30 protein-coding genes and 1 pseudogene are annotated in these 25,655 nt (G+C 38.0%); 23 read left to right on the plus strand and 8 right to left on the minus strand.

All coding sequences use genetic code 11. The annotated features are described in order from the left end of the window. Positions 1–117: 117 nt before the first annotated feature. The 6 genes from VSAL_RS07960 (at position 118) to VSAL_RS22765 (ending at position 6,280) form a co-directional block, all read left to right on the plus strand. Positions 118–816 (plus strand): MOSC domain-containing protein, encoded by a 699-nt coding sequence (locus VSAL_RS07960; RefSeq protein ID WP_012550145.1) that lies wholly within the window; start codon positions 118–120, stop codon positions 814–816. A gap of 300 nt (positions 817–1,116) precedes the next feature. Then, the gene (locus VSAL_RS07965; RefSeq protein ID WP_012550146.1) at positions 1,117–1,647 is read left to right on the plus strand and encodes a cold shock domain-containing protein; all 531 of its coding nucleotides are present in this window, start codon (positions 1,117–1,119) and stop codon (positions 1,645–1,647) included. 94 nt (positions 1,648–1,741) lie between these two features. Beyond that, the gene (locus VSAL_RS07970) at positions 1,742–2,095 is read left to right on the plus strand and encodes a YkgJ family cysteine cluster protein (RefSeq protein WP_012550147.1); all 354 of its coding nucleotides are present in this window, start codon (positions 1,742–1,744) and stop codon (positions 2,093–2,095) included. Positions 2,096–2,370: 275 nt separating this feature from the next. Beyond that, positions 2,371–3,792, plus strand: coding sequence for a DUF3859 domain-containing protein (locus VSAL_RS07975; RefSeq protein WP_012550148.1), 1,422 nt, complete (start codon positions 2,371–2,373; stop codon positions 3,790–3,792). 342 nt (positions 3,793–4,134) lie between these two features. Then, entirely contained in the window at positions 4,135–4,527 is a 393-nt protein-coding gene (locus VSAL_RS07980; protein WP_012550149.1) for a hypothetical protein, read from the plus strand. Between the two features lie 746 nt (positions 4,528–5,273). After that, a protein-coding gene (locus tag VSAL_RS22765; RefSeq protein ID WP_085941784.1) for an IS630-like element ISVsa8 family transposase occupies positions 5,274–6,280 on the plus strand; the annotation gives its coding sequence in 2 pieces (ribosomal slippage) (positions 5,274–5,652 and positions 5,652–6,280; 1,008 coding nt in all). Positions 6,281–6,517: 237 nt separating this feature from the next. On the opposite strand, the gene VSAL_RS07995 is transcribed toward VSAL_RS22765, so the two are convergent. Next, positions 6,518–8,215 carry a collagenase gene (locus tag VSAL_RS07995; protein WP_049940355.1) on the minus strand — a complete coding sequence of 566 codons (1,698 nt, stop codon included), beginning with the start codon at positions 8,213–8,215 and terminating at the stop codon, positions 6,518–6,520. 48 nt (positions 8,216–8,263) lie between these two features. Next, a complete protein-coding gene (locus tag VSAL_RS22770; RefSeq protein WP_049940356.1) occupies positions 8,264–8,992 on the minus strand; it encodes a M9 family metallopeptidase N-terminal domain-containing protein in 729 nt (242 codons plus the stop codon). A gap of 242 nt (positions 8,993–9,234) precedes the next feature. On the opposite strand from VSAL_RS22770, the gene VSAL_RS08000 reads away from it, so the two are divergent. Beyond that, positions 9,235–9,738, plus strand: a complete 504-nt coding sequence (locus VSAL_RS08000; protein ID WP_012550151.1) for a GNAT family N-acetyltransferase — start codon at positions 9,235–9,237, stop codon at positions 9,736–9,738. 7 nt (positions 9,739–9,745) lie between these two features. On the opposite strand, the gene VSAL_RS08005 is transcribed toward VSAL_RS08000, so the two are convergent. Further along, complete coding sequence (locus VSAL_RS08005; protein ID WP_012550152.1) at positions 9,746–10,453, minus strand: SDR family NAD(P)-dependent oxidoreductase; 708 nt, start codon at positions 10,451–10,453, stop codon at positions 9,746–9,748. Positions 10,454–10,660: 207 nt separating this feature from the next. On the opposite strand from VSAL_RS08005, the pseudogene VSAL_RS08010 reads away from it, so the two are divergent. The 4 genes and pseudogenes from VSAL_RS08010 to VSAL_RS08025 form a co-directional block, all read left to right on the plus strand. Continuing rightward, positions 10,661–10,917, plus strand: a pseudogene (locus tag VSAL_RS08010) (GNAT family N-acetyltransferase); the annotation flags it as partial. A gap of 122 nt (positions 10,918–11,039) precedes the next feature. After that, positions 11,040–11,528 (plus strand): hypothetical protein, encoded by a 489-nt coding sequence (locus tag VSAL_RS08015; protein WP_012550153.1) that lies wholly within the window; start codon positions 11,040–11,042, stop codon positions 11,526–11,528. Between the two features lie 138 nt (positions 11,529–11,666). Beyond that, positions 11,667–11,864: a hypothetical protein gene (locus VSAL_RS08020; RefSeq protein ID WP_012550154.1), complete on the plus strand. Its 198-nt coding sequence runs from the start codon at positions 11,667–11,669 to the stop codon at positions 11,862–11,864. Positions 11,865–12,156: 292 nt separating this feature from the next. Next, positions 12,157–12,438, plus strand: a complete 282-nt coding sequence (locus tag VSAL_RS08025; RefSeq protein WP_012550156.1) for a hypothetical protein — start codon at positions 12,157–12,159, stop codon at positions 12,436–12,438. A gap of 77 nt (positions 12,439–12,515) precedes the next feature. On the opposite strand, the gene VSAL_RS08030 is transcribed toward VSAL_RS08025, so the two are convergent. After that, the gene (locus VSAL_RS08030) at positions 12,516–13,277 is read right to left on the minus strand and encodes a carbohydrate deacetylase (RefSeq protein ID WP_012550157.1); all 762 of its coding nucleotides are present in this window, start codon (positions 13,275–13,277) and stop codon (positions 12,516–12,518) included. A 167-nt stretch (positions 13,278–13,444) separates the two neighbouring features. On the opposite strand from VSAL_RS08030, the gene VSAL_RS08035 reads away from it, so the two are divergent. Beyond that, complete coding sequence (locus tag VSAL_RS08035; protein WP_129546044.1) at positions 13,445–13,930, plus strand: GNAT family N-acetyltransferase; 486 nt, start codon at positions 13,445–13,447, stop codon at positions 13,928–13,930. Between the two features lie 59 nt (positions 13,931–13,989). On the opposite strand, the gene VSAL_RS22555 is transcribed toward VSAL_RS08035, so the two are convergent. Continuing rightward, positions 13,990–14,154 carry a CCGSCS motif protein gene (locus VSAL_RS22555; protein WP_012550159.1) on the minus strand — a complete coding sequence of 55 codons (165 nt, stop codon included), beginning with the start codon at positions 14,152–14,154 and terminating at the stop codon, positions 13,990–13,992. 152 nt (positions 14,155–14,306) lie between these two features. Here VSAL_RS22555 and VSAL_RS08040 point away from each other — a divergent pair, with 152 nt between their 5' ends. The 4 genes from VSAL_RS08040 (at position 14,307) to VSAL_RS08055 (ending at position 16,779) form a co-directional block, all read left to right on the plus strand. Beyond that, on the plus strand, positions 14,307–14,855 hold the full coding sequence (locus VSAL_RS08040; protein WP_012550160.1) for a sugar O-acetyltransferase: 549 nt from the start codon (positions 14,307–14,309) through the stop codon (positions 14,853–14,855). A 119-nt stretch (positions 14,856–14,974) separates the two neighbouring features. After that, the gene (locus VSAL_RS08045; RefSeq protein ID WP_012550161.1) at positions 14,975–15,400 is read left to right on the plus strand and encodes a DUF1090 domain-containing protein; all 426 of its coding nucleotides are present in this window, start codon (positions 14,975–14,977) and stop codon (positions 15,398–15,400) included. 27 nt (positions 15,401–15,427) lie between these two features. Further along, positions 15,428–16,228: a PhzF family phenazine biosynthesis protein gene (locus tag VSAL_RS08050; protein ID WP_012550162.1), complete on the plus strand. Its 801-nt coding sequence runs from the start codon at positions 15,428–15,430 to the stop codon at positions 16,226–16,228. A gap of 47 nt (positions 16,229–16,275) precedes the next feature. Then, a complete protein-coding gene (locus tag VSAL_RS08055) occupies positions 16,276–16,779 on the plus strand; it encodes a GNAT family N-acetyltransferase (protein ID WP_012550163.1) in 504 nt (167 codons plus the stop codon). A gap of 82 nt (positions 16,780–16,861) precedes the next feature. On the opposite strand, the gene VSAL_RS08060 is transcribed toward VSAL_RS08055, so the two are convergent. Continuing rightward, the gene (locus VSAL_RS08060; protein ID WP_044583247.1) at positions 16,862–17,596 is read right to left on the minus strand and encodes a methyltransferase; all 735 of its coding nucleotides are present in this window, start codon (positions 17,594–17,596) and stop codon (positions 16,862–16,864) included. A gap of 320 nt (positions 17,597–17,916) precedes the next feature. Between VSAL_RS08060 and VSAL_RS08065 the strand changes: the two genes are divergently transcribed. The 5 genes from VSAL_RS08065 to VSAL_RS08085 all read left to right on the plus strand — a co-directional run bounded on the left by VSAL_RS08065 (position 17,917) and on the right by VSAL_RS08085 (position 20,614). Beyond that, positions 17,917–18,522, plus strand: a complete 606-nt coding sequence (locus tag VSAL_RS08065; protein WP_085941848.1) for a hypothetical protein — start codon at positions 17,917–17,919, stop codon at positions 18,520–18,522. Positions 18,523–18,724: 202 nt separating this feature from the next. Next, positions 18,725–19,162, plus strand: coding sequence for a PaaI family thioesterase (locus tag VSAL_RS08070; protein WP_012550166.1), 438 nt, complete (start codon positions 18,725–18,727; stop codon positions 19,160–19,162). Positions 19,163–19,225: 63 nt separating this feature from the next. Next, on the plus strand, positions 19,226–19,639 hold the full coding sequence (locus VSAL_RS08075; RefSeq protein WP_012550167.1) for a GFA family protein: 414 nt from the start codon (positions 19,226–19,228) through the stop codon (positions 19,637–19,639). A 21-nt stretch (positions 19,640–19,660) separates the two neighbouring features. Beyond that, positions 19,661–19,927, plus strand: coding sequence for a hypothetical protein (locus VSAL_RS08080; protein WP_012550168.1), 267 nt, complete (start codon positions 19,661–19,663; stop codon positions 19,925–19,927). A 54-nt stretch (positions 19,928–19,981) separates the two neighbouring features. Then, entirely contained in the window at positions 19,982–20,614 is a 633-nt protein-coding gene (locus VSAL_RS08085) for an HD domain-containing protein (protein WP_012550169.1), read from the plus strand. A gap of 80 nt (positions 20,615–20,694) precedes the next feature. Here VSAL_RS08085 and VSAL_RS08090 read toward each other — a convergent pair whose 3' ends face one another. Both VSAL_RS08090 and VSAL_RS08095 read right to left on the minus strand, forming a co-directional pair. Then, complete coding sequence (locus tag VSAL_RS08090; protein ID WP_012550170.1) at positions 20,695–22,305, minus strand: NAD(P)/FAD-dependent oxidoreductase; 1,611 nt, start codon at positions 22,303–22,305, stop codon at positions 20,695–20,697. 101 nt (positions 22,306–22,406) lie between these two features. Beyond that, positions 22,407–23,351, minus strand: coding sequence for a LysR family transcriptional regulator (locus VSAL_RS08095; RefSeq protein WP_012550171.1), 945 nt, complete (start codon positions 23,349–23,351; stop codon positions 22,407–22,409). Between the two features lie 159 nt (positions 23,352–23,510). On the opposite strand from VSAL_RS08095, the gene VSAL_RS08100 reads away from it, so the two are divergent. Beyond that, positions 23,511–24,878, plus strand: coding sequence for an MATE family efflux transporter (locus VSAL_RS08100; protein ID WP_012550172.1), 1,368 nt, complete (start codon positions 23,511–23,513; stop codon positions 24,876–24,878). A 62-nt stretch (positions 24,879–24,940) separates the two neighbouring features. Beyond that, complete coding sequence (locus VSAL_RS08105) at positions 24,941–25,597, plus strand: class I SAM-dependent methyltransferase (RefSeq protein ID WP_012550173.1); 657 nt, start codon at positions 24,941–24,943, stop codon at positions 25,595–25,597. The last annotated feature ends 58 nt before the right edge of the window (positions 25,598–25,655 follow it).

A 25,655-nucleotide genomic window follows, 5' to 3' on the forward strand; every position in this document is an offset into this window, starting at 1 on the left:
GAATTAACTCGATATTATATATTTAGCCTTTCAGGTTTAAAGTACCATTGGTTTCGATTGTAAGCGTGCTATACGATTACGTCGAACAATATCCAGTAAGCAAGTGAGGCTAGTGAAATGAAAAAGAACTATCTTAATAGAATTTACCGTGGAAAAGTGGAACATCATTATGGCTTTGATACCGCAATAAATAAATCTCCAATTGAGAAGAGCTTATATCTTTTTCTTGAAGGATTAGAAGGTGATCAATGCGCCGATTCTCACCACCACGGTGGAGTAGAGCGTGCCTTGCATCAATATCCTTTAGAGCATTATGCTTACTGGAAAGAAAAATATGGGGGTGATATTCATTGGGGGGCTCCTGGAATGGGTGAGAACCTGAGCTCAGAAGGAATGACTGAAGAGACGGTTTGCTTGGGAGATCGCTACCAATGGGGCGACGCCATTATAGAAGTTAGCCAACCTCGTTCTCCGTGTTTTAAATTGAATAAACGTTGGGAAGTCGAGAATTTCTCTGTTGATATGCAAGAGATAAGTCGTTGTGGTTGGTTATATCGTGTCATTCAACCGGGAATGGTTAGCGCAGATGAACCTTTGGAATTGATTGAACGAGTTCCTAACGCAATGACATTACGTGAAGTCTGTGACGTATTTTTTGGTGATCCGCTTAACAACGAGGGTCTGCTTAAGTTAAAACAACAAAGCAAACTATCAGGCAGTTGGATGATGAAAGTAATAGCGCGTATTGAGACAAATGAAGTAGAGAATTGGAACTTCAGATTACTCGGTCATGCTGGTGTTAAAACGACAAAATAACAACACTTAAATACGTATCGAATAGAAACACATTAACTGAATGTGTTTCGTTCGGTATATTTGACATTTATTCCAAGCAATTTAATTGGTTGGTTATTACTTTGGGTTGTATTTTTAGCCTATATTGCACTTTTTTATTTATCCATCGCTCCGTCTTTGCGTAATTTTCAGCAGAAATTAATATCGGTGACAGTGAAATCATACTTCCCCTGATTCTTTATTGTTTGAAGTGATAATATTTCGGTTTTATTGCCTATTAAAGGGTTATGGAATATATACGTTGTTGGGGAAGGTAGTGGTATGGAAGGTCAAGTTGTTCGTTGGATTGATAATAAAGGGTTTGGTTTTATTCGGGGGAATGATCCCGATAATGATAATGAAGTATTTGCTCATATTTCACAGTTTAAAAAAGGATACCGCAGGCCAAGGGTAGGTGATGAAGTTGTCTTTTTAATTGGTTATGAGGATGGTAAAAAAGTAGCCAACACCATTTCGTTGATAAACGTTAAACCTTTGAAGGTCACTAATGCGACAGCAGTAAGGCTAAGCAAAGTGATTACCTTATTTTTTATTTTCACTCTATTTTTTCTTTATCTCTTTTTTATTACTTGGGAAGTCACTCCATTTTATTCACCACCTTCTTATGATGAATCGGAAGCGCCAATAAGAGTACGTCAAAACACGGGTTTTAGGTGTGAAGGAAAAACCCGTTGTACTCAAATGAATTCATGCGATGAAGCGAAGTTCTACCTTCGTTATTGTCCAAACGTTAAGATCGATGGCGATGATGATGGAACGCCTTGTGAGCGACAGTTTTGTGGGGCGTGGTAGATTTACATACTGCTAATTTAAATATCCTCCTCAACTTCCAGTGAATTAGGTATGGCGTTATAATAAAGGTGGATTGAACAAAAGTTAGGTATGTATGAACAATAACCGAGAAATAATCGCGAGTTTGCGTGAGCGCATTCCAACGTTTGAATGTACGCCAGGGTGTCACGATTGCTGTGGGCCTGTGACGACGTCTTCGGAAGAAATGTCGCGTTTGCCAGTGAAAAGTGATGCAGAGCATGAGGCGGCATTAAATGAATTTGATTGCGTTCATTTGGGGCCTAAGGGGTGTACTGTATACGAAGAAAGACCGTTAATATGCCGACTTTTTGGTACAACACCAAACATGCCGTGTCCAAATAGCTGCCGACCGAAAGAGATGATTGATTCGAAAACCGAACGTCAGATCCATCATTACATCGCAAATACACGACAAGTGTTGGTGTAAAAGACATTCCTATGTTTGTCGTCGTTAACGTATGTTCTCGTCATAACCAGTCATACTCTAGAATCAACATTATTGATTACACTCGGTCGTCTTTGATTACCGAGTGTTTTCCGTTTTATCGGATTGGTTTTTAATAAATCGAGATTATTTTTACTGAATGCTTAGGCAATTTAACTGAATTTTATAATATGATGGGTCTAACGTAGACGCTTGTTTTTAAACATTTTACATTAGTAAGTTAAACTATAATAAAGTGACAATAAGGATCATTAAAAATGAAGATGTCGACGTTAACATTGGGCTTTCTTAGTCTTGGTTTTTTGAATACGTTTAGCTATGCGAGTCAGCCAATATTAATAAGTGATGTTGACTTTAATGATCCTCAGTTTTCTCTTTGTGTTGAGAAACAGAACCAACCAGTATTAGAGAAAATCAAAGCATTAAATTGTAATCGTATGGGGATTCATTCCGTCGATGAAATTCAATTCATGCCTGCTTTGAAAGTGATTTTATTGTCGAATAATCAAATTGAAACGATTGATACGTCTGCTGTTGTTAATTTAGAACGATTAGTCATTGAGGGGAATCAACTATCGTCGCTTAATCTCTCTTCAAATCAACATCTTAATTTTATTAATGTGCGTAATAATCAATTGAAAACGTTAGATTTCAGTCAACAATCGCAGTTAATTAAAATAAAAGCGGATTACAATCAACTGAGTGAGATTGATTTTGGTTCGAGTGAGGCGTTAGTTGCCGTTGAGGTGAATAATAATCAATTAACTCGTATTGATGTATCTCCATTAACGAAATTAAAAGAAGTGATTGCGTTTAATAATCCGCTGACTGACATAATATTGCCAAGTACGAATGAGCTTAAATTACTGTCTGTTGAAGGAACCCCTTACGCTAAAAGTCAAACCGGTACGTTAGTCGGGAAAGGGATATCAAATCTAGAGGCACCACGAGTGAGTATTATTGAGGGAGGTTTGATTTCTAAAAATAATGATAAATATGACATGTTTTCCTCTCAGTTAGTGACTCCGTCGGTTGGGCAATATATTGGTATCCGTTACGCCGTCGAACCGCCAATACAAGATAATGATAAAGCAGCAGATCCACACTCAAAAATGCGAGTGAAACTCCCTATCACAGTGCGTATGACACACCCTGAAATTATCGATCCTAAAACGGGTAAACGTTCTACGGTGTCTAGTTGGACGGATACTATGTTTAAGCATAATAATAATTTGGCGATGTGGTATTTCGGTGATAAATCGGAGTTGGTGTCAGGCCGTTGGACGCTAGAAATTTTGTATGCTGGTTCTGTTCTTGCGAAACGCTCATTTGAAGTCGCGAATCTTGATGAGCTTGCGGCTGAGAAAAAGCGAGAGTTGGAATCGCGTAAAGAGTTACTCAAGGTAGTCCTTACCATGAATAAAACGCTGTGTGGAGGAACGAAATTTCGTCGTTGTATGGAATTTTCCTCGACCGACCACTGTGAAGTAAATATCGAGCCTTATAAAAAACGTTGTATGTCTATTGCTTTTGATAAAGTGAAAAAACAGGCCGAAAAAGGTACATCTAAAGATATAATTAGAATGGTATTTAGTCATTATTCTAGCTGTATAGGATCCAGTTATATACAAGAATCAAAGCTAGATGCGAAAAAAGTAGGCTTATGTTTTCGCCAATGATTCGATATAAATAATAGTAAAGAAACGCTTTAAAACTCAAAGCGGAGTAGAGTGTTCTACTCCGCTTTTTTATTAAACTTTACCTTTACGAGGTTTTTTGTTGTTGAATTTGACCATAAGTCACCGCTAAGACTATGATTGTTTGTGTATTAGTCTTGTGGATTCAAATTGTGATTGCTGTTTATTTTGTAATAATGTTTTACGTTTATACTGGCTTGTTACGTCGCAGAATGTAGCTAGAATCAGTGGCATACCAACGAGGTATACCACCTTGATTTTAATTAATATAACGATGTGTTGTGTTAAAGGTGGACATTAAACAAATATAACGAGAATTATTTAATGACAACATTAACTGAAAAACCAGGTATTACCCTTATCAAATCAGGTAGCTTTAAATTAAACGACCTTAGCCAATTATTAAATGTATCGGGCTTAAAAAGCGATATGGCTGAGGTTGCAGTAACTAATAATACTAATTCATTAACAATGGGTCATTTCACAATGTCTCCAGGCGTTGAATTTGAATATATTTATGATTCAGTAGAGTACAAAGTGATCACGAAAGGCAAGATTGTTGTTCGTGACACCGAAGGGAATAAATACGTTGCTGAAGTTGGTGATGTAATTTTATTCTCGCCTGATGTAACGGTTATTTTTGATGCAGAAAGTGACGGTGAAGCTATTTATACAGCGCACCGTGCAGCCGCCGCTGATTTCGCTCCTGCTAAATAATAAAGAGACGAATTCAATCGTAAAGCCTGTATTTATGCAGGCTTTTTTTATTTATATCAAATTAGAATAATGAGATTTGAGCGGAATGATGTTCGTTGATTTCCAGTGGCGATCTCACATGCTGATAGTCGTCGACCCAAACGGTGTTACTTCTAGGGAATTCTCTCTTTAAAGACTTCTTAGCCTGTTTTTTGTACTTTCAGTGTTACCGATAAACGAGGCGTTCTTAAATCCGTTTTCTAGTATTTGATAGTGTGTCGCATCGATACAGTAAATGATAAATGCACGATCTTTTTTGTAGGTGTTAAATTGAAGGGCTTCTTGTGGTTGCAATTCTCGGAGTCGTTTGTTTATTAGTGGAATGATTTGAGAGATATGAACCATGGTGTGGAACCCGATAAAGTAGATAAAATGTGTGATTAATCGATTATTATTTGTTGTGGCTTATTTTTCGTTTTTATTGCTTATTTCGACTATGTATTTTTTCGTAAATAAAAAATTCATTATCTAGAATCGAGTTTTTTATCATTAGAGATCCTGTGATTATTAACATAACTTAGCACTCTGTTTTTCTTAAATACCCAAAGGTTATATTACTTATTTTTTAATTGGTAATTTAAAGTGTAGATTATCAGTCATAAGTAGTTAATGATAAGTTTTCGAGAATGAAGATTTCGCCTTTACCATATATCCATATATCCATATGGTATTAAAATGAGTATTTTAACGTCAGTGTCTATATCATAATGAAAGCAGTTAATCCTTTAACAGACAATGAAAAAATAACCCTAAAAGAAGCGATCGCTAATCATCCAAAAAATAGAGTAAGAATACGAGCACATGCGATTATTCTCAGTGATAAAGGCTACTCTATTTTAGCGTTAACTGATATTTTAGACGCTAAATTTGAGACCATATCGTCATGGATAGACCATTGGGAAGCCTGTGGAATGCTCGGATTGTATGACGCTGTTCGTATAGGTAGAAAACCTATTTACACAGAAGCAGAAGTATATCGTTTGAAGTCATTGGTTGATGAAGAGCCACATCAACTTAAACGAGCACAAGCAATACTTGAAGAAGAAACAGGTAAAAAATCCAGCTTAGACACTATTAAACGAAATATAAAAAAAGTGATTACAGTTACAAAAGAGCCCGACACTCATTAAAGTTAAAGCGTGACGATATGAAATTCAATAATTTCAGTAATATATTGAATTCATTGATTGAAATGGAACGTACGAATAAATGTGAACTCTTTTATTTTGATGAGTCAGGCTTTAGTCAGAAATCTAATCTTCCTTATTGTTGGGGACCTATCGGTGTTCAATCGCTAAGGCCTGCTCATTCACACAGCAAACGGCTCAATGTTCTTGGCTTCTTAAGTAGACAAGGTAAATTGAGTTTTCAAACAACGGAAGGAAGAGTAACTACCGATACAGTAATTGATGCATTTGAGCACTTTATCAACGCACGAAAAAACGATAAGCCATGCTTTATTATCTTAGATAATGCCTCTTTTCATAGGTCAGCAAAATTTAAACAAAAATTGCATGAGTGGTTGATGAATGATGTATTAGTTTGTTATCTACCACCGTACTCTCCAGAGCTCAATATCATTGAGATATTGTGGAAGAAAGTAAAATATGAATGGTTACCATGTGAAGCGTTCAAAACGTTTGAAGACCTCAGTATTAACATCAAAAACATATTAAATTATTACGGCGAAAAATTCACAATAACTTTTGCGTGACTACTTATTAATCTGAATATAAACTAATAAAACGATAATGTTGGGTATTGTTTTTTATGTAACCATAACCATAACCATAACCATAACCATAAGATTTAGATAGGGTTTATATTGTTAATATTATGAGCGAATAATGAACATAATGATTACATGATCTATTCAACGGTGACTCAACGTACTTCTATGCTTCTAACTAAGTAAGGCTGCGATAAAAAACCGCAACCTTAATTATTTTATCTATTCGTATGTGACGTATACTTCCGTTAAGTTATCGGGTTGAGATGCGGTCATTGAGAAATAAACATAGCCTGATTTTTTAACGTGCATTTCAATGAATTCATTATTTCCGAAATGAGCCGAAGACGCTTCGTTTTGTTTCTCTGTTGGCCAATAATCTTTGGCGGCATAGAGATTAATATCGCCTCTATTTTCATTCGTTGTCGATGATTTATTGTTTACCCAAATACGAACGGTTTGATCGCCTTCTGGTACATACAGCACTAAATAACGTTGTTCATGAATGACAATGTCAGTGGCGATGCTTTTATTTAGTACCACAGGTTTTAAGTCATCTGATGGTATTGTTGGCGTTGTTGTTGACGCTTCATTTTCAATGTTAACGGTTAGCTCTACGTGTTCAAACGCTTCTCTTGCTGCAACACTAAAGTAGTAACGACCTGCGTTAAGAGGGGCATTGGCATTGTTTGGTGTGAATCGAATCGTTTCCTCACTGCCGCGTTGGAAGTTGCTGACATCGTAATCGTAATAGTGAGCGATTTTATTGAAACTGCCATACACATCGGCATCACCATCACCCGAAATAGAAATGGATACTGCTGTTGCCTCAGACGTTACATCAAAATAGAACAATTGTTCGTTATAGATTTCTGATGATAAGGCGATGGTAGTATTGGTATTTAATGCCGTGATGTTATCTGACGGTTGAGTCGGTTTATCTGGGTTTTCAATGTCGCCTTTATCAGGGGATTCTTCATCGGCCACGGTGTCTAACCACGTATTAAACGCGCTATCGTATTGTTCACCGATGTTTTTTACGGTTTTTGCCCATGCTTTGTAGTCGCCTTCACGAGAGAGTGCCAATAATGCATCAACCTCTTCTGGATGATTGTCGATTAAGAATCGCACCGCTAAATAACCCCAACGGTAAATACGATCGGTATCGTGACTGTAGGTCGTTGCTAGAATGTCAGTCAAACGGTAGGTTTTTTTTCGTCCTATTTTAATCGCATCGCTATAACCGTTTTTATAAGACATGTATTCTGCAAAGCCTTCTAACCACCAAATCACATAGCCTTCACGTAAATTTTCATTGAAGTTACCGTGTAGGTTAAAGCGTCCATCAAGGTAATGGACGTATTCATGCTCAAGGTTTAAGACGGCAAATCCGTCATTATTATCTTGGCGGTAAGCGATAAAACGTGCTTTGTTGTCGACTTGACTTGGTCTTCCTTCCAGATACTGACCTCCATTGTTTGTTGTGTTTCCAAACAAGAAAGAGGAGTAAGTCGCGTAATCAGAATTACTGTCAAATACGACGATTTCAACGGTGTCGTTCAAATCATCATTTACTGGGCGGTAACCACTTTTCGTGACGATATGAAAATCTATTTCTTTTTCAGTCAACATCTCACAGTTCGTTTGTGCTTGTGCCTGTGTCATGTTTTGAGCTCGAATGGTGGCTGGGCCATCGCAGTTATAATCTAAAGTGATGACTCGTTGCTCTAGATCTTGTTTGGCGTTTTCAAGACCAAGTTCTTTTGCTTTGTCGGGGGCGAAGTAGCTCAGCATTTCAGCAATACCGACCCACATTTTGTCGCTTTTTCCACCGAGAGGATAACGGGTTAAGAGATCTTGAAGAATAGTTAAGACTTGTTTACGTGTACTCGCGTGCGGGCTAGCAAGTAAACGACCCATTTCACGAGCGGCATTGGTGACTAAGAAACTTGATTGAGTCTCTAACGCCTATTCTTTGTTTAAAATAAATTGATGTAACTTTATGAGATAATCAGGACGGGCTTGAAGATGATCGTAATACGTTTGTATGCCTGAATGTCCACTCATGGCTTGAAATAGAACATTTAGAGTACGTTGATTTTCCCAATTGTCGGCATTATCGACAGAAAGGGTATCCAACAAGGTTACTAAAGAATCCATGATAGAAGGCAATTGTCGAATGCTGTCGATCATATAGATCATGCTATACATGGCATTTGCTTGCTTTTGTCCTGTTGCCATGGCTTGTGGGTGGGCAATAAAAGATTGAATACTCTCCGCAAGTTGAGCATCGAGTTGATCAGAATAATCATTCAGTTCGGCTTTAAATCCGTAGCGAATATAATAGGCAGCGCGCACGTATTCGGATAGGTTTTCAATTTGGTTTGCTTGTGAATCTTCACCCGTATATTCAGTGATGCGTAGATTCAGACGATGCCCCACTCTTTGTAATTGGGGTTCGCTGTATAACGATTCAAATAATGGGCGAGGAGCACTAAACCAAGATTTTCGACATTCATAATTGGCGTTTTCGATATTATCGAGAAACTGAGCTGATAATGAAATTTCGTGTGCCGAACAGGATTTAGGTTCGATTAATTCAGTTGCAAAGGTGGATGGAGCGATTAAGCTTCCAGATATAGCAAGTGCAAGCGGAGTAATTCGGTACCAACTGCTGATATAATTGTTAATTATCATAGTATCTCGAGTTATTATATTTATTTATGGGTTGGTGTTTTTATCAGCATTATATTCGTTATACCAATGTGATCGTTGTAAATAAGAGGTCGGTTCAAAATAACACATATATATATTGTCTATTTAAATTGTAATTAGACTAATTTATGAATGTATTTTGTTATTATCTTTGCAGTGTGAGATATTTTTATTTAATATTTTATTGTGATTTATAGTATCAACATTAAATATAGGGACAAAGTATGGGCGTAATAGTGAGAGGCGTTAGAAAAGAAGATTCTCAAGGCATCATTAATGTATTAAACCCTATTATCGAGGGCGGTCTTTTTTCTATTTTAGATACTCCATTTTCGGTTGAGGAAGAGGCGCAGTTTATTGAAGCGTTTCCAGAGAGAGGAGTTTTTAATGTCGCTCTCGATGTTGATGGAGCATGTGTTGTAGGTTTTCAAAATGTAGAACCTTTTGCGACGTACACTCGTGCTTTTGATCATGTTGGAATTATTGGTACCTTTGTCGATGAACAATACCGAAGACAAGGCATTGCAACGGCATTGTTTGACGCTACATTTACCGTTGCGAAATCGAAAGGGTATGAGAAGTTATTTGCGTACGTTAGAGGTGATAATGAAAATGCCTTGGCTACGTATTTAAAGCAAGGGTTTGAGATCGTTGGTACCGCAAAGAATCATGCTAAAATTCGTGGGAAATACATTGATGAAATACTCATCGAAAAATTTCTATGGTAGATCGTCGTTACCATTCAATGTCTGTGCCATCAAAGCTACGAAACCTTCCTGAATCACTTGGTGTTGAGTGATGGATTAATGTTAACAGTGATTCGGAGGTGAATTCAGGCGATTGCAGTTGGTTTTTTGGTAAATTTTTCTGAAATGGTTTTGATAATTCGGTATCCGTAGTTCCTGGGTGAAATAACATCACGCAACAGTGTGGCAATTTAAGTTTCCACTCGATACTGATTGTTTTTATTGCCATATTTAACGCGGCTTTCGACATGCGATAACTTAGCCATCCACCAATGTTATTGTCTTTTATGCTACCGATTCTTGCCGAGAGAACGACATAGAAAGTATTATTTGTTGATGCTTTTAGGGCGGCTTCAAAATGCTTAGCTAACATGAGGCTAGGTAATGTATTTAAGTTCATGTTCTTATCAAATAAATCGTGACTAAACTGCGCTATCGATTTTTCAGGTTTATGTTGTTCAGAATGAAGAAATCCTACGGCATTAATGAGAATATCTACATCGTGAACCGTTTTGGAAAGCTGTTTTATCTCGTTTTCGTTAGTAACATCTAATTTAATCCAGTGCACATTTAAATGAGAAAACCCGATGTGGTGGTGATAGGTGGCTAAAATTGAGGCATTTTGGTAGTGTTTAATAGCGCTTTTCACAATGGAAAGTCCAATGCCTCCAGAAGCGCCAATAATCAATATATTCATTAAAGAGTCTCACTAAGTTATGTCTAGGGTACAGAGGCGATGACTGACTGTAAAAGTCACATAATAAAATAAGTAAATCGTATGCTGATATTATCTCTACGTAATTTATGTCGCCTTTGGATCATCTTGAATGAGAATTAAGGGGAATAAACCGACGAATATCGTCTTTCATTATCGTTATTATTGGTTAATACAGAGGGGTAAATGATGTTGCGAGTAAGGCGTTATATTGAAGAGGATTCGACTGCATTATGGGCGATTTTCTTTAACACGGTTAGACATGTAAATATTCAAGATTATTCTCAAGATCAAGTAAATGCATGGGCGCCAGAGGCGTTTGATGCAGAGGTTTGGAAAACGAAAATGAAGGCGTTAAATCCTTTTGTTGCAGAGCTTGATGGAATAATTGTGGGTTATACGGATTTACAAGGGGGTTAATTGATTATTTCTTTTGTCACTATCAATAGTTCCTCTGTATGATACGACAGAGATTCACGCTGCTCATGCGGTGGCACTTGCAATTGCTAATGATGTTTAACGTTATTTAATAATTGCGGTTCAACAGACAGATTAAAATGGGTATTAAATGAGAAAACAGAGTTTTGGATTAATGCTAATTGCCTTGCTTGCTGGGTGTAGTTCTCATTTAAGCCCATTAGATTCGCCTATTTCTGCTTCAGATATTAAGGCGCAGACGTTCACCTATACCGAACTGAGTGATAAACAGAAGGTATTATGGGAAAAGGCTCGACGTCATATCATATCAACTTACGGAAAAAGTCAGCCAATTTTACGGGTTGAAAATGAATCGAATGGAACGCTACTTGGCAAAGGGCTTGTTCAATGGAAAAAATCATCTTCGTCCGACAGTACATATTGTTATTCTGAGTACGATATTCGATTTATGACCAGAGATCATAAAGCACGTTTGCAGTTAACATTACTACCAGGTGTTCCCGCCAAATCTGAGTGTGATGATTGGGTTTTACCTTCTCAATATGGCTATGAGCAAATTCTTGATAAGTTCACTGTGATGTCTGATGATTTGGACTCTGTTTTACGTCGAACTCAGTAGTGGTGGTGGCGAGCTTCCGCTTACTGCTTAGATCTCAAGAATAACTGACTCACTATTTATTTTCCCATCATCGCTTTTTTGAGCCTCTTTCTTATCCTAGACTAAAAAGAATGTATAGAATTAGAGAAGGGGTTCTCGATGGTCATCAAAAATAACATCACTCATGCAAGTGTTATTGGTTTTCCTCTTTTTTTTCTTACGACGTTTCCCGTCTCTTCTGATCCCAACGCTTCCTCATTGCCTGATGCATTTTCTCTGCCTTACTTCCAAGAATGGCCAAAAATAAAGAGTGCGATCCCGAAGCGAGATTATATTGAAGAAAGAGTCTCTCTCTAGTATTAATACGCCATTTCTTTTATATGCGGATGAACCGTTCCAGTTTGATATTGATGAGATCCGATATGTACCTAGAGATAAAAAGGCGACGGAGGGTGTGTTGAGTTGCGATATTTTCAAGTCGATTTAACGTGGATTCATGTTTTGGTTAACAATGACATCAATAAGAGTGATTACCTTCTTTAGTTTCAGTGCTTTAGGTGGTAAATTGAAACTCTCGCTAGCATCATTAGCGTGTTATGTTGACGATGTATTGGAATTATTCAAGCTCAGTAAGCACAAGGATTAAGTTATGAATGTGGATAAAGCAAAAAAGCGTATAGCAAAACAAGTTAAAAAAGGCTTCAAAGGATATCCTCAGCTTTCTCTGTCCTATTTTGGGAAAACATCAGACTTGGCAACAGAAGTGGTTGTGACGTTTATTTTAGAAGAAGGGGCGGAGCCTCAAGAGCAAAAGTTTGCCAGTGAAAATGATGTTCGAGAAGATGAAACCATTCAATCGGTGTTAGTTAAAATTATCGATCGTGCTGATGCAAATAGCGTGATGGAAGTGGAAGGTGTAGTCATTCTTTAGTTTGGCTTTACATTAAACAGCCCAATGACACGACTGCTTATAAGTAGGGTGTCATTGGGGTTTTACCCATAATAAGGTTAAGACAACGCATTAAAACCAACGCATTCAATCCCTTCTTTTTTAAGCCAGTGTGATAATTCTGGCGACGTCAGTAAATCTCTTTCTATTACACGCATAGCCATGTAACTGGTTAACTCAGTAAGATCAGAATTGTCTTCTGTACTTGGGTGACACATCAGTTCTAAAATGCCATCAGAAAGCGTGTCTTTATAGCTTAAAATTAGTGTTTTTAGTTGCTCAAGAGAGACGCCTGAATCAAAAAACTGAGCATCAAACGCATCAGGAGTTCGCACTGTTAGCCCATCTTGCCCGTGACTGATGTTATCTATTCGGCGAACTGGGAGGTTAATCTCATTAGCAAAACGGATAAATGCTTTTTTTAGTGGTGGATAGACACCAGCGAAATGATGGCTATCAATGTGGTTAATATTCAAGCCCAACTCAATAGCGGCATTGTACTGTGCGTGAAGCTCAATATAGACTTCTTCTTCACATACATTTTTATTCATTAAGGTTTTTCTATCCAAAAAATAACCATGTTCGTCAACTAAGCTTGATACCATCAAAGGATCTGACAGTGGCTGTCCTGCGGTGACGGTAAAATGCAAACCAATCTCAGGGACTAAACCTTGTTTATACAGTTGTGCTGCGTGCTCAACGCCTTTTTGATTCATCATTATGGTGGTTGAGGTAACGATACCTGATTTAAAGCATTCAACGATGCCATTATTCACACTTTCTGATAAGCCAAAATCATCGGCGTTCATGATCAATTTCATGGTTTTTCATCCTAATATCATTATTTTTTGGACTATTAAGTCTATTAATAAGCCATTTAATCGACACTGACAAGTGAGTATAATGCGGTGATGGATTACTGAGGTTAATGCGTGATAGAGACCACGTTTTTGATTGATTACACAAGCATGATGAACAAGGAGTCAGCGTGATAATTAGAACCATTTTAGACAAAGACATGGATACGATACTTGAGCTAAATGAGCAGTTTGTAAAGGTATTAAGCCCAATGGATAAAAGTAAATTAGTTCGATTAATTGAAATGTCGGCGATATCCGTTGTGATTGAAGAAGATGACCGCATTGCTGGCTTTTTATTGGCATTTACTCAAGGTGTGAAATACGAAAGCATTAACTATGAATGGTTTAATGAGAATTACGATTCATTTTTGTATATTGATAGGATCGTGGTTTCTGATCAGTTTCAAGGGAAAGGAGTGGCATCAACACTCTATAAGCTGGCTCTAAATTGGGCAACAGAGCGATCATTATTGCGTGTTGTTGCTGAAATCGATGTGATGCCACCGAACGAACCTTCGTTACTCTTCCATCAAAAAATGGGCTTTAAAGAGATTGAGTTATTAACGCATAATGAGAACAAAAAGGTGTCTTTGCAAGAATTAACGATAAGTTAGTTTTTTAACGAAACAGAGAGAAACCTCGGATTTTGTTTCCGAGGTTATTAATGATGAACTTATGAGCATGAACCACAACAAACACCTGGTTCTCCGTGTTTTTTCACTTCTTTTTCTTTAGCGTCAAAAGCTGTTTTTTCATTGGAGTTTGGTTGTTGTACTAATTTCTCTTCTGTTGCTTTTGTTTCGCTTTTTTTGAATATCTTTGTAAATGAAAGTGCCATTTGGATTCCTCGTTAACTTATTAAGGTGCATTTTAAATGCATCTTATTATGCATGGTATAAATAGTCAATACTGGTCACATTCGTTGTTATTTAAATGAGTATAATCAAGCGCTAATTATTCCCGTGATTTACTTTTAATTTTGGACATGAAATGACAGAAAAAGAAAAAATGCTTGCCGGTCTTCCTTATGATGCTTGGGATGAAATGTTGTTAAAAAACCGAATGAATGCGAAAGCGGTTTGTCACCAATTTAACTTAGCGGATCCAACCAAGTTAGATGAAAGAATGGCCATATTAAAAGGACTTTTGTGTATAAAAGACCAAGCACATATGGAGCCTAATTTCTTTTGTGATTATGGTTATAACATTGACATTGGTAGCAATTTTTATTCTAACCATAACCTCACTATTGTTGATGTATGTAAGGTGACGATTGGTAATAACGTGTTGTTTGGCCCACACGTTATGATCTCAACAGGAACCCATCAATTAGATCCTATTGAACGTCAAAAAACAGAATATGGGTCGAGTATCTCTATTGGTAACGATGTTTGGGTTGGTGGCAACGTGTCTATTTTACCGGGTGTTAAGGTTGGTAATAATTGTGTGATAGGTGCGGGCAGTGTGGTGAATCGTGATATTCCTGATAACAGTGTTGCCGTTGGTAACCCATGTAGGGTGATTAAATCGGTTAAATAGAAAATAAGATGGAATCAAAGCGATGTTATTTCAAGCAATTGACTTAAATGTGTTGAATCGGGCTATAATTTTTATCACGTAACTATAATTAACATCATTCATTTTACAGGATAACTTTTATGAAAAAGAAAACATCGCGCTTATTTTTTATTTCTGCAATGAGTTGCAGTGGACTACTTTTTGGCCTTTCTACAGCACAAGCGGCGGCGGCATTAGATTGCAGTACTCAAGTTGGCTGTGCACAGAAAAGTTGTGAGATTGAAAAGCAAATTAGCATTGCTGAAGAGAATGGCAATGACCACAAAGTGGCTGGGTTGAATATCGCGCTTACAGAAGTTACAACCTATTGTACTAATGACGATATTAAAGGCGATTTGAGAGAAGAGATTGAAGAGCTGAATGAAGAGATCGCCGAAAATCATTCTGATTTGATTGAAGCGAAGCAAGATCAAAAAGAAGATAAAATTAAGAAGTACCAACAAAAAATAGCAGAAAAAGAGCAAAAGATAGACGATCTTAAAAAAGAGTTACTGAGAATAAAATAGACAGTATTACTAAGGGGTAAACAGTCAATGGATTTGAACATATATCAAGTGGACTCTTTCACAACGGAAGCATTTAAAGGAAACCCTGCGGGTGTTTGCATTAGTGAAAGTGGGCTAACAGAAGCATTAATGTTGTCTATTGCTGAAGAAATGGCGGTATCGGAAACTGCTTTTTTATCGCTTTCCAATATGAGATTAAGGTGGTTTACCCCTAAAGTTGAAGTGGCTTTGTGTGGTCACGGTACTTTGGCTGTTGCACATGTATTAAAAGAAATCGGCTTAGCTAATGTAGGTGAGAGCGTTGTTTTTAATACATTGTCAGGTGCGTTATCTGCGAAACTTCAAGATTCAACCATTGAATTAGATTTCCCACCAACCACCATTTCGTTTGATACGGTAAAGAATGAAGCGTTATTGGCGTGTTTAGGGATTAATGAAAAAGAAGTTATCTCACTCGGCCAGTTTGATTCCAAAGAGTTCATAGAAATAGAAAGTGAAGAGGCACTATTGGCATTGTCTCCTAATTTTGATGGGTTGAAACAACTTACCGGTCGTGGTGTGTTAGTTACAGCGAAGTCGTCATCGGATGAATTGGATTTTGTTTCTCGTTATTTTGCACCTTGGGTAGGGGTTAATGAAGATCCGGTAACTGGATCTGCGCATTGTGCATTAACGGTCTATTGGGCTGAAAAGCTAAATAAGACCACATTTATGGGGTATCAGGCCTCTTCTCGTGGTGGTTACGTTGGTAGTGAACTTCTTTCTAATGGACGAATAAAATTGATTGGCTCTGCGGTAACAACGATAAAAGGTCAAATGTTCGTATAATACATTGAGACTCTATAATGTATTGATTCATATGAGAGAGTATAAAAATGATTGTGTGTGAAAGTGAAAGAGTGACAGTTCGTCAATTTACGCTGGATGATGCGGAATTTGTTATTGAATTACTTAATGACGATTCCTTTATTCGTTATATTGCAGATAAGAAAGTACGCACAATAGTCGATGCTGAGAATTATCTTAAATCCGGTCCACTGGCAAGTTATGAAAAAATAGGGTTTGGATTAAGTTTGGTTATGCTGACAGAATCAAAAACACCGATTGGCATGTGTGGTTTACTTAAACGAGATGAGCTTGAGTTCCCTGATTTAGGTTATGCGTTTTTACCTCAATATTGTGGTAAAGGTTATGCACTAGAAGCGGCGAAAGCGGTATTAAAAGAAGGCATGAAACGTCATTCTTTATCTCGTGTTTTGGCTGTTACCTTACCTCATAATCAACATTCTAATCGATTGTTGCAACAAGCCGGTTTTACACAAACGGGGATGGTTGAGTTGTATGATTGTCAGAATAATTTGTATGACTTCACGTCATAGAGAAAAAAGAGGTTGTCCTCTATGAAGAAACTCATATCGATAAGCGCTACTTTATCTTAATCAAGTAACGCTTATCTGAATATTATATTGGTTTTTGTGCGATAAGAAGCCCAACTCGTTGTTCATTGATGCATAAACATATCTTTTTAAGCGTGGATAAATTACCAAAATCATAGCAATGCTTTGATTTTATTTGATTAAAGCCGGCCGTGCTAAGTAAGTTACGCCAATATTTTTCTGAATGAAAACAAACCCCAACGCCTGCGGTATTGGCTCCCATTTTTGATGTAATGGCCGCTAGTGAGGTTGATGCTGTTAACTGATGAATGATGTTACTTGGTAGTTCTTTCATCGGCCACCCGTCATAAAAATTTTCAAAGATTAAAATTACGCCCCCAGGCTCAAGAAGTTCATATGCATCTTTTAGACCAGAGAGTTGCAATGCACAACTTTCTTTATACCCGCTACTAACAAAATGATGTAATACCCAATTAAATTGAATTACTTGCATTTTTGGGATGTCAGAAACATTTTGAAAAGGGGCATGGATTAAATTCTTCCGTTGATTCGATGTGTTTTTTTCTAATAAAGAATACTCGGAATCAAGCACCGTTACATGTGCATTGGGATAGCAACTTAGAAATTTGTCTGCGTATTTACCATTTCCTCCACCAACATCCATAAGAGTAAAGGGTTTGTTTATGATGCTATAAGACTCAAGCGCTTGTTGAACTAGCGTGAACATTTTCGCGTCTACATATTCGGTATCGAATGCTTTTGTTTGCTCTGTAGATAATAGTTTTATCGTTGCTGTCATAGTAATCACCTCCATTAGATATGAGCAAAAACTAGACCATAATTTAAATGGTAAATAATCATTATATATCAATAGGTTAAATTGGAATTTAGAAGCTTATTTATTTGATAAGCATGAGTTTGCATATTGAGAATCAATTTGAAGGTATTCCCTTTGGATAAATGATTTTCATAATGGTATAAACGATAATCTGAATTATTTTAGTTACAGCAAGTCTATTGTTGGTGTTATTTTTAAAGAATCATGCATATAAATAGGTAGTTATGGATAGCTTTTTTAGTAGTGAGATTATTCTTTCTAATTCGACCTTCTTTTTCTTTATGACTCTGTTATTGACAGGGTTTCTTCATATACCGCTGTGGTGCGGTAAAAATTTATCAAAAATACAATGGAAGAAAGTCGATTACCTTTGGCCTTTAGTCGCAGGAATTGGTTTGATGGGGACGGTATCAGAGGTGAGATCAAGAGTCGCTAGTGATTGGGCTGAGACTGAACATACCCGTGCTGTTTTAAGTCTTGAATCTATTAATGACTATACAGTCAATCAACTAAAGAGCTTTCTTTGTGCGAGTGAACCAAGGGTCAATAGAGGTGTTGAATCACAACAATCTTGTTCATGGTTTTTAAATTCAGCAAATTACTTACAGTCGGTAAACTTTAACGAACTTCCTAATCTTACGTTTGATAGTTTACCTGAAATTACGTTTCGCTCAGAGCTGATAGAGTCAGATGTCATGTGGTTGCAGGGGATGTTTGATAATTACCAGAGTCAGAAGTACGCGTATGAAAGTACAGTACTCGAGACGAAGAAGCACCCACTAGAGGAACTCTTTTGGTATTTAAGTCCTTACTTAATTTGTATTGCGATTTCTGTACGTGTTACAAAAGTATCAGCAGAATTAAAAATGGAGAGACAAGAAGGATGAGGTCGAAAGCTTCCGATTGGGGGCGAGTATCAATCAATGTTGAACGTTATTATAAGATTATTCACTAGCGATTAGCGAGATGCCTGGTCTGTCCAGATGGTATCAAGCTCACATTGTGACTAAGGAATAATGGCTTTCCCTTATTTAAGGGGTATTTTTATTAATGTAAATAAGACGATTAATAAAATACTAAGGACATGTGATGCTCAATGAAAACTTATCTGGCTTAGAATTAATGCAAGCAATGGTGACGGGGGATTTTCCTCATCCATCGATGGCTGACGTAGTTCCGATGAAAATCATTTCAGCAGAATATGGCAAAGTGGTCTTTGAAGCGATGGCGGATGATCGGCACTTGAATCCATTGGGTGGGGTTCATGGTGGCTTCTTTGCCACCGTAATGGATTTGGTCACTGGGTGTTCGGTGCATACAACGCTCGAACCTAATATTGGTTATGGAACGATTGATCTTCATGTGAAAATGTTAAAAGCGATACCGAGAAATACGTTATTGATTGCGGAAAGTCGGGTGATACAGTCAGGTTATTCATTGGGAATATCAGAAGGCAGCTTGAAAGATAAGTTGGGTAATTTATATGCGCATGCAACCGCGACTTGTATGATTTATCGAGGAAAATGACGGTATTTAATGATAGCCTATTGTTAGTATCAATGATTTTTATTGTTTTAAAGAGGGAGTGAGATGACGTATCCAATTGTAGGCTCTTGTCAATGTGGGCAAGTAACTTATAAATTATGTGCAGCACCAAAAATGGTGATTGCTTGTCATTGTAAGGAATGCCAAAAATTATCGACAGCGCCATTCAGTGTTACCGCTATTATCGCAACTGAGGCGATTCAATTTGATGGTGAGTTAACTGAGTGGAGTCGATTAGCTGATAGTGGAAATCAAAATAGCGCGAAGTTTTGTTCAACGTGTGGAAATCGAGTCTATCAATATAATCCTGATGATTTAACAACCATAAAGCTGAAATTAAAACCTGTTGATGTGAAAGATGATCGTATTTTTGAGCCGAGTATGCATATTTGGGTTTCTGAAAAATTGAGTTGGGTCCAAATTCCTAAGGGAATGGTGACGTTTGATAAACAACGTTAATGATAAAGATTAGGAGCTCATGTGTTATTTAAGTTGATTTTTCTGTTTGCCGCATTAACGCTACATGGTGTAAAGAGATCCCCTTATCCGCCGACATTACTCTATAGTATTCCTCTGATATTAATGGGGTTAATGTCGGGTGCGTCTTTTATTATGAGTTTGATTGGTGGCGCGATAACCCTTTGCGTTTCATTTGTGTATTTTTCATTACTTACTCATTTTTCAAGTGGTACACAGCATTACACGATTATTATACTTGGTGGTGGTTTATTGATTTTCTTTGTTTAAGCACGAGCACAACGATAAATTAAGAATGGTATTGGATTTTACAAGGATGAAAGAGTGACGGTAACGGAAGAGATAGAGAATACATTACTGACCTTTATTAAGGCTGAAATGGCGCAAGATCTCGCACATGATATTCATCATGTTATGCGAGTAGTGAATACAGCAAAAATACTTTGTGAAGAAGAAAAAGCGATAAAAGAAGTGGTGATCCCTGCCGCGTATTTACATGATTGTTTTTCGTTTGAGAAGAATCACCCAAACCGCGCACAAAGCTCATTGTTTGCCGCAGATAAAGCCATTGTGTTTTTGAACCGTCTAAATTATCCCACTGAGTATTTAGAAGGTATTCATCACGCGATTATTGCTCACAGTTTTAGTGCGAATATTGAAACACAGACAGTAGAAGCTCAGATAATTCAAGATGCTGATCGATTGGATGCATTAGGGGCCATTGGTATTGCAAGGTGTATTCAAGTAAGTGCTAAGTTAGGTCGCCCTTTGTATTCTTTTGATGACCCATTTTGTCATGAGAGGGCACCAACCGATGGGCTTTATACCATCGATCATTTTTATACGAAGCTATTAACGTTATCAAGCTCGATGAAAACCAAGTCGGCAGTCAGAGAAGCGGATAAACGTACGTTAGTGATGCGTGCATTTTTAATGCAGCTAGAATCAGAAATTTAATCGATAAAGATAGGCAAGTAAAACAGTGGAAGAGTGAGCTAAAAACAGTATATCTCTATACCATTTTTAGCTTGATCACATTACGCGTTTTTTAGCATATCAAGAGCAACCGCTTCTGCGATTTTAATCCCATCGATACCAGCAGATAAAATACCACCCGCATAACCTGCACCTTCACCACCCGGGTATAGACCTTTGGTGTTCATGCTTTGGAAATCAGCACCACGCTTGATTTGAACTGGAGATGAAGTTCGAGTTTCAACCCCGGTCAGCATTGCATCTTTACTGTCAAAACCACGAATTTTCTTAGCAAATGCAGGTAATGCTTCGCGAATCGCTTCAATCGCGAAGTCAGGAAGTGCATCGCTTAGATCCGTCATTTTTACATTTGGCTTATAAGATGGTTCCACGTTTTCAAACGGTTTGCCTTTACCAGAAACTAAGAAGTCGCCAACCATTTGTGCTGGAGCATCGTAATTACTGCCACCCATAACATACGCATTGCGCTCTAACTGACGTTGTAGAGCAATACCTTGCAGTGGATCATTATTGAAATCTTCAGGAGAGATGCCCACAACGATTGCGCTGTTTGCATTACGCTCACTACGTGAATATTGGCTCATGCCATTAGTTACAACGGCATGTTCTTCTGACGTCGCTGCAACAACAACCCCACCTGGGCACATACAGAAACTGTATACTGAGCGGCCATTTTTACAGTGATGAACCAATTTATAATCGGCTGCCCCTAATAATGGGTGTCCTGCATTTTTACCAAAGCGAGCTTGGTCGATCATTTCTTGTTTGTGTTCAATACGGAAACCAATCGAGAATGATTGTGCTTCCATATAAACGCCTTTATCAGACAGCATTTGGAACGTATCACGCGCACTGTGGCCGATTGCTGCAACAACGTGCTTACTGTTAATGATTTCGCCGCCGTTTAGTGTAACACCAGTGACTTGTTCATTTTCAATATTGATTTCATCTACGCGAGTTTCGAAACGAATTTCACCACCGAGTTCAATGATTTTATTACGCATTTGAGAAACCATGGTCACCAACTTATAGGTACCAATATGAGGTTTACTTACGTAGATGATTTCAGCGGGTGCACCAGCGGCAACAAATTCGGTTTTTACTTTAAGGCCTAAGAAGCCGGGATCTTTCACTTGGCTGTATAGCTTGCCATCAGAGAATGTGCCTGCGCCGCCTTCACCAAATTGAACATTTGATTCTGTGTTTAATTCGCTGGTACGCCAAAAACGGAAGGTATCTTTTGCGCGTTCGTGTACTGATTTACCACGCTCTAATACAATCGGTCTAAATCCCATTTGAGCAAGGATTAACGCCACAAATAAACCACAAGGGCCCATGCCGATAACAATAGGACGCTCGGTTAAATTAGCAGGAGCAGTTGCTACGTATTTGTATTCAGTGTCAGGTGAAACACGAATATTATGGTCGTCTTCAAAATTACTTAATAACTGCGCTTCATCAACATCTTGTAGCGTGATATCTAGGGTATAGATTAAGAAAATTTGATTTTTTTTACGTGCGTCATAGCCACGTTTAAATACATGGATATCAACCAGCTGTTCTTCAGTAATAGACAGTGTGCTTAAAACATAATTCTGCAGTGCATCTTCACTGTGATCCAGCGGTAATTTAACTTGGTTGATACGTATCATAATTCACCTGATAGTTGGCATGAAAATAAGCGCGTAGTCTACGTGATCTCTCTCTAAAATGTAATCAATATTGCAGAGTAAAAACGTCAAAAAGACGCATTTTATACCACACCATGCCAATGATGTTTTTTTGCTAATTTTTTCAATACGTTAATTTCGTTTTCAGAACCGAGTTTTAACCATTCAACAAGGTCATCAATCACGGCAGAATGAGTGCGCTGGTGCCCATAGTAAGTCCATGCACTGTGTTGGATTTTCGCGTTTTCTGGGCAATAAAAGAATCCTATTTCTAGCTCTTGAAGGATTAACAGTAGGTCAGTTACGGTTACCCCTTGTCCTGATAAGCAGGCGCTTAGTGCTAAATCTAATGAAAGAAAGCTGGTGTTTCTGACTTGTTGGTTCGGGGGGATTGTTACATCGGCTAACCACATTTTCCAATCATGGTGATCCAATGTGGGATGCAACCTTGGCATGGTTAATATTGAGTCTACATTCGTACTTTCGGTTGCGATACTTGCGGCACAAACAGGAGCCATGAACTCTTCTCGTAGAAGAAACATATTGGCTTTGGTGTCGTAATGATCTTTTAAACGAGTATGAAAGATCAGTAAATCATAATCTGGCTTATCTAAACATTCATCTTCTTCTAAAGAAGGGATAATCACGATTTCATGATCAGGATAACGCTCATTGAGCTCTCTGACTTTAGGTATCAGCACGCGAGTGGCAAAACTTAATGTGGCTTTAATGACAATGCGTTTTTGTTTTGGCTCTTGCCAAGAGGATAGAACCGACTCAATTGCAGAGTAATTGTCTCGCAGCGCGTGATAAAGCTCGATCCCTTGTAATGTTAGCTCTATGGAACGGTGCTTTCGAATAATAAGCGATGTGTTGAGATCATCCTCAAGTTGCTTCACTTGACGGCTGACGGCACTTTGGGTGACGTGAAGTTCATCTGCGGCTAGGGTGAAACTCATCAAGCGTGCCACGGATTCAAAGGCTTTTAGGCCATGATGTGAATAAGGTAAATTAGGGTAAGGCGTCATAATCTCTTCGCATGAGTTTTTAGAATGTCAGTGTGACGGATATATTAATTGAACACTAGCCTTTTAACCCTTAAGTTTGCCATTAATCACAGTGCCTATTTCTTAATTAAATAAGAGGTTTGGCTTAGTTAACTTAGCGATAAAGAATTAACCTTATTTATGAAAAAGATCTTAGCTTTAGCATTCCCTCTTATCATCTCTCAATTGGTTTCGATGGCACTGGTGCTTACCGATGTGTGGATGATGTCGCGTTTAAGTGTTTCTGCCTTAGCGGGAGGTGGATTAGGTGCTTCTATTTATTTTTTCATTTTTATTATCGCAAGCAGTACTGTGGGCTGCGTTGCGAACTTAATTGCCATCGCTTATGGCCAACGTTTGGCAAGACCTGAATACGGAAACCAACAAATTCGCTTTGCGGTAAAAGGGGCGGTTTTATTGTCTGCGGTGCTCAGCGTTATCTTAATGTTCAGTTTTTCATACGCTCCCGTGATACTAAAAGCGGCAAATCAACCTGAAGAGATGATCACGCTCGCGATGGAATACGTGCATGCGTTGAAATGGGTGATGTTTCCGTCGTTAATTTTACTCGTGTTACGCGGCTTAACCAGTGCGTTGGGAAACGTAAGATCCATCATGGTGATGTCTGTTATTACCGTTATCCTAAATGTCCCTATTAGTTATGTTTTAACGTTTCAATTGGGAATGGGATTAACCGGTTTAGGTTTGGGTACCGCTGTAGCTGCTTTTGTTGTGATGATTGGTTATGGTATGTGGGTCTTTAAGCATCATGAATATCAAGAGTTTGCACCATGGCGCAATAGAGAGGAATATTCACTTAAATTGATGGCACCTTTATTGGTGATGGGATTGCCTATTGCATTAGCCGCATTACTTGAGCATGGGTTAATTTATGGCGGTACACTGATGGCGGGCACTATCAGTATTGCGTCTTTAGCTTTGCACCAAATCTTACTGCAATGTTTAAGCTTTACATGGAATTTTAATTTTGGATTTTCGCAAGCCGCGGCTATATTAGTCGGGCGTGATTTTGGCTCAGAAAATTATGCAGGCATAAAACAAACGTCATTGCATAGTTTTTTACTTGTGACGGTACTCAGTGTCTTCCTCTCCACGGTATTTATTCTTTGGCCTGAGGTTATTGCTGATTTATTCCTGCTTGATGATGGCACGAATAACATGTCAGCACTGTTGTCTTCTGTTATCTGGGTGGTGGCGTTGTGTTTTATTGTGGATGCATGGCAATTATTAGCGATTAACTTATTGCGAGGAATGAAGATAGTCTCAATGCCTACGGTGATGACAGCGATTGGGTATTGGGTATTTGGTTTGCCTGCGGCGTGGTTTTTGATGCCATTGTTCGGGCTTGCCGGAATTTGGGCAGGTATTGGCGTTGGATTAGGCGTTACCGGGGTGTTATTACTGATGCATTTAACGGTTGCTATTCGTCGCTACGGAAATGTGAGTTCTCTACCTATTCATACTGCAAATGCTTCTGGTAAGATTTGATTGCCTTCATTTTTAAGGTAGATTCGAGTTCCTTTTATAAGACAGTGTTACGGATATCTACAATGAACAAAGATGCAGCGACAATTGCTGGACAAGCAGTGTATACAAAAAAAGTACTTTCCATCTATGATCTTTGGGTATTAGGCTTTTCAAATCGTTACTTATGGAAGTGTTCAACAGCATTGATTGGAGAAAAATTTACTGAATTAGCATCGAAGAACCATTTAGATGTAGGGGTAGGGACAGGGTATTACTTAAAGAATCATCTCTCTAATGTTGAAAGAAGAGTGGCGCTGATCGATCTTAATGAGAACAGCCTTGAATCAACAGCGAATGCCATTCAACATTTTAACCCTGAAGTGTATCGTCGAAATGTATTAGAGCCGTTGGATCTAAAATGTGAGAAGTTTGACTCTATTAGCATTAATTATCTGCTGCATTGCTTACCGGGTGAGCTATCACAAAAAGGCGTGGTATTTTCAAACCTGAATGAGCTGCTGAATAGTAATGGCGTATTGTTCGGTAGTACAATTTTAGGGCAAGGCGTTACTAAAAATGCATTTGCGAGTAAATTAATGAATTTCTATAACCAGAAAGGCATTTTTACTAATGAGAACGATGACGTTCAGAGCTTAGAAATAGCATTAAAAGCGCATTTTTCTGATGTGAATATCGATGTGGTTGGTTGTGTCGCTCTGTTTTCTGGTCGTAAAAAATAACAAAAATCCCTGTTTCAAGCATTCAGCATTGACTGTGCTGAATGTTTTTCTTTAAGCC

Source organism: Aliivibrio salmonicida LFI1238, assembly GCF_000196495.1.
GTDB classification, from domain to species: Bacteria; Pseudomonadota; Gammaproteobacteria; order Enterobacterales; family Vibrionaceae; genus Aliivibrio; species Aliivibrio salmonicida.

Bases quoted from the DNA above. Each gene is read 5' to 3' on its own strand.
- VSAL_RS22770 (WP_049940356.1), bottom strand. From the start codon at position 8,992: ATGATAATTAACAATTATATCAGCAGTTGGTACCGAATTACTCCGCTT.
- VSAL_RS08005 (WP_012550152.1), bottom strand. From the start codon at position 10,453: ATGAATATATTGATTATTGGCGCTTCTGGAGGCATTGGACTTTCCATT.
- VSAL_RS08095 (WP_012550171.1), bottom strand. From the start codon at position 23,351: ATGACGCCTTACCCTAATTTACCTTATTCACATCATGGCCTAAAAGCC.
- VSAL_RS08100 (WP_012550172.1), top strand. From the start codon at position 23,511: ATGAAAAAGATCTTAGCTTTAGCATTCCCTCTTATCATCTCTCAATTG.
- VSAL_RS07960 (WP_012550145.1), top strand. From the start codon at position 118: ATGAAAAAGAACTATCTTAATAGAATTTACCGTGGAAAAGTGGAACAT.
- VSAL_RS08075 (WP_012550167.1), top strand. From the start codon at position 19,226: ATGACGTATCCAATTGTAGGCTCTTGTCAATGTGGGCAAGTAACTTAT.
- VSAL_RS08040 (WP_012550160.1), top strand. From the start codon at position 14,307: ATGACAGAAAAAGAAAAAATGCTTGCCGGTCTTCCTTATGATGCTTGG.
- VSAL_RS07980 (WP_012550149.1), top strand. From the start codon at position 4,135: ATGACAACATTAACTGAAAAACCAGGTATTACCCTTATCAAATCAGGT.
- VSAL_RS08000 (WP_012550151.1), top strand. From the start codon at position 9,235: ATGGGCGTAATAGTGAGAGGCGTTAGAAAAGAAGATTCTCAAGGCATC.
- VSAL_RS08070 (WP_012550166.1), top strand. From the start codon at position 18,725: ATGCTCAATGAAAACTTATCTGGCTTAGAATTAATGCAAGCAATGGTG.
- VSAL_RS08060 (WP_044583247.1), bottom strand. From the start codon at position 17,596: ATGACAGCAACGATAAAACTATTATCTACAGAGCAAACAAAAGCATTC.
- VSAL_RS07970 (WP_012550147.1), top strand. From the start codon at position 1,742: ATGAACAATAACCGAGAAATAATCGCGAGTTTGCGTGAGCGCATTCCA.
- VSAL_RS08030 (WP_012550157.1), bottom strand. From the start codon at position 13,277: ATGAAATTGATCATGAACGCCGATGATTTTGGCTTATCAGAAAGTGTG.
- VSAL_RS07975 (WP_012550148.1), top strand. From the start codon at position 2,371: ATGAAGATGTCGACGTTAACATTGGGCTTTCTTAGTCTTGGTTTTTTG.
- VSAL_RS08055 (WP_012550163.1), top strand. From the start codon at position 16,276: ATGATTGTGTGTGAAAGTGAAAGAGTGACAGTTCGTCAATTTACGCTG.
- VSAL_RS22555 (WP_012550159.1), bottom strand. From the start codon at position 14,154: ATGGCACTTTCATTTACAAAGATATTCAAAAAAAGCGAAACAAAAGCA.
- VSAL_RS08090 (WP_012550170.1), bottom strand. From the start codon at position 22,305: ATGATACGTATCAACCAAGTTAAATTACCGCTGGATCACAGTGAAGAT.
- VSAL_RS08020 (WP_012550154.1), top strand. From the start codon at position 11,667: ATGGTCATCAAAAATAACATCACTCATGCAAGTGTTATTGGTTTTCCT.
- VSAL_RS08050 (WP_012550162.1), top strand. From the start codon at position 15,428: ATGGATTTGAACATATATCAAGTGGACTCTTTCACAACGGAAGCATTT.
- VSAL_RS08045 (WP_012550161.1), top strand. From the start codon at position 14,975: ATGAAAAAGAAAACATCGCGCTTATTTTTTATTTCTGCAATGAGTTGC.
- VSAL_RS08105 (WP_012550173.1), top strand. From the start codon at position 24,941: ATGAACAAAGATGCAGCGACAATTGCTGGACAAGCAGTGTATACAAAA.
- VSAL_RS08025 (WP_012550156.1), top strand. From the start codon at position 12,157: ATGAATGTGGATAAAGCAAAAAAGCGTATAGCAAAACAAGTTAAAAAA.
- VSAL_RS08065 (WP_085941848.1), top strand. From the start codon at position 17,917: ATGACTCTGTTATTGACAGGGTTTCTTCATATACCGCTGTGGTGCGGT.
- VSAL_RS07995 (WP_049940355.1), bottom strand. From the start codon at position 8,215: ATGGGTCGTTTACTTGCTAGCCCGCACGCGAGTACACGTAAACAAGTC.
- VSAL_RS08015 (WP_012550153.1), top strand. From the start codon at position 11,040: ATGAGAAAACAGAGTTTTGGATTAATGCTAATTGCCTTGCTTGCTGGG.
- VSAL_RS07965 (WP_012550146.1), top strand. From the start codon at position 1,117: ATGGAAGGTCAAGTTGTTCGTTGGATTGATAATAAAGGGTTTGGTTTT.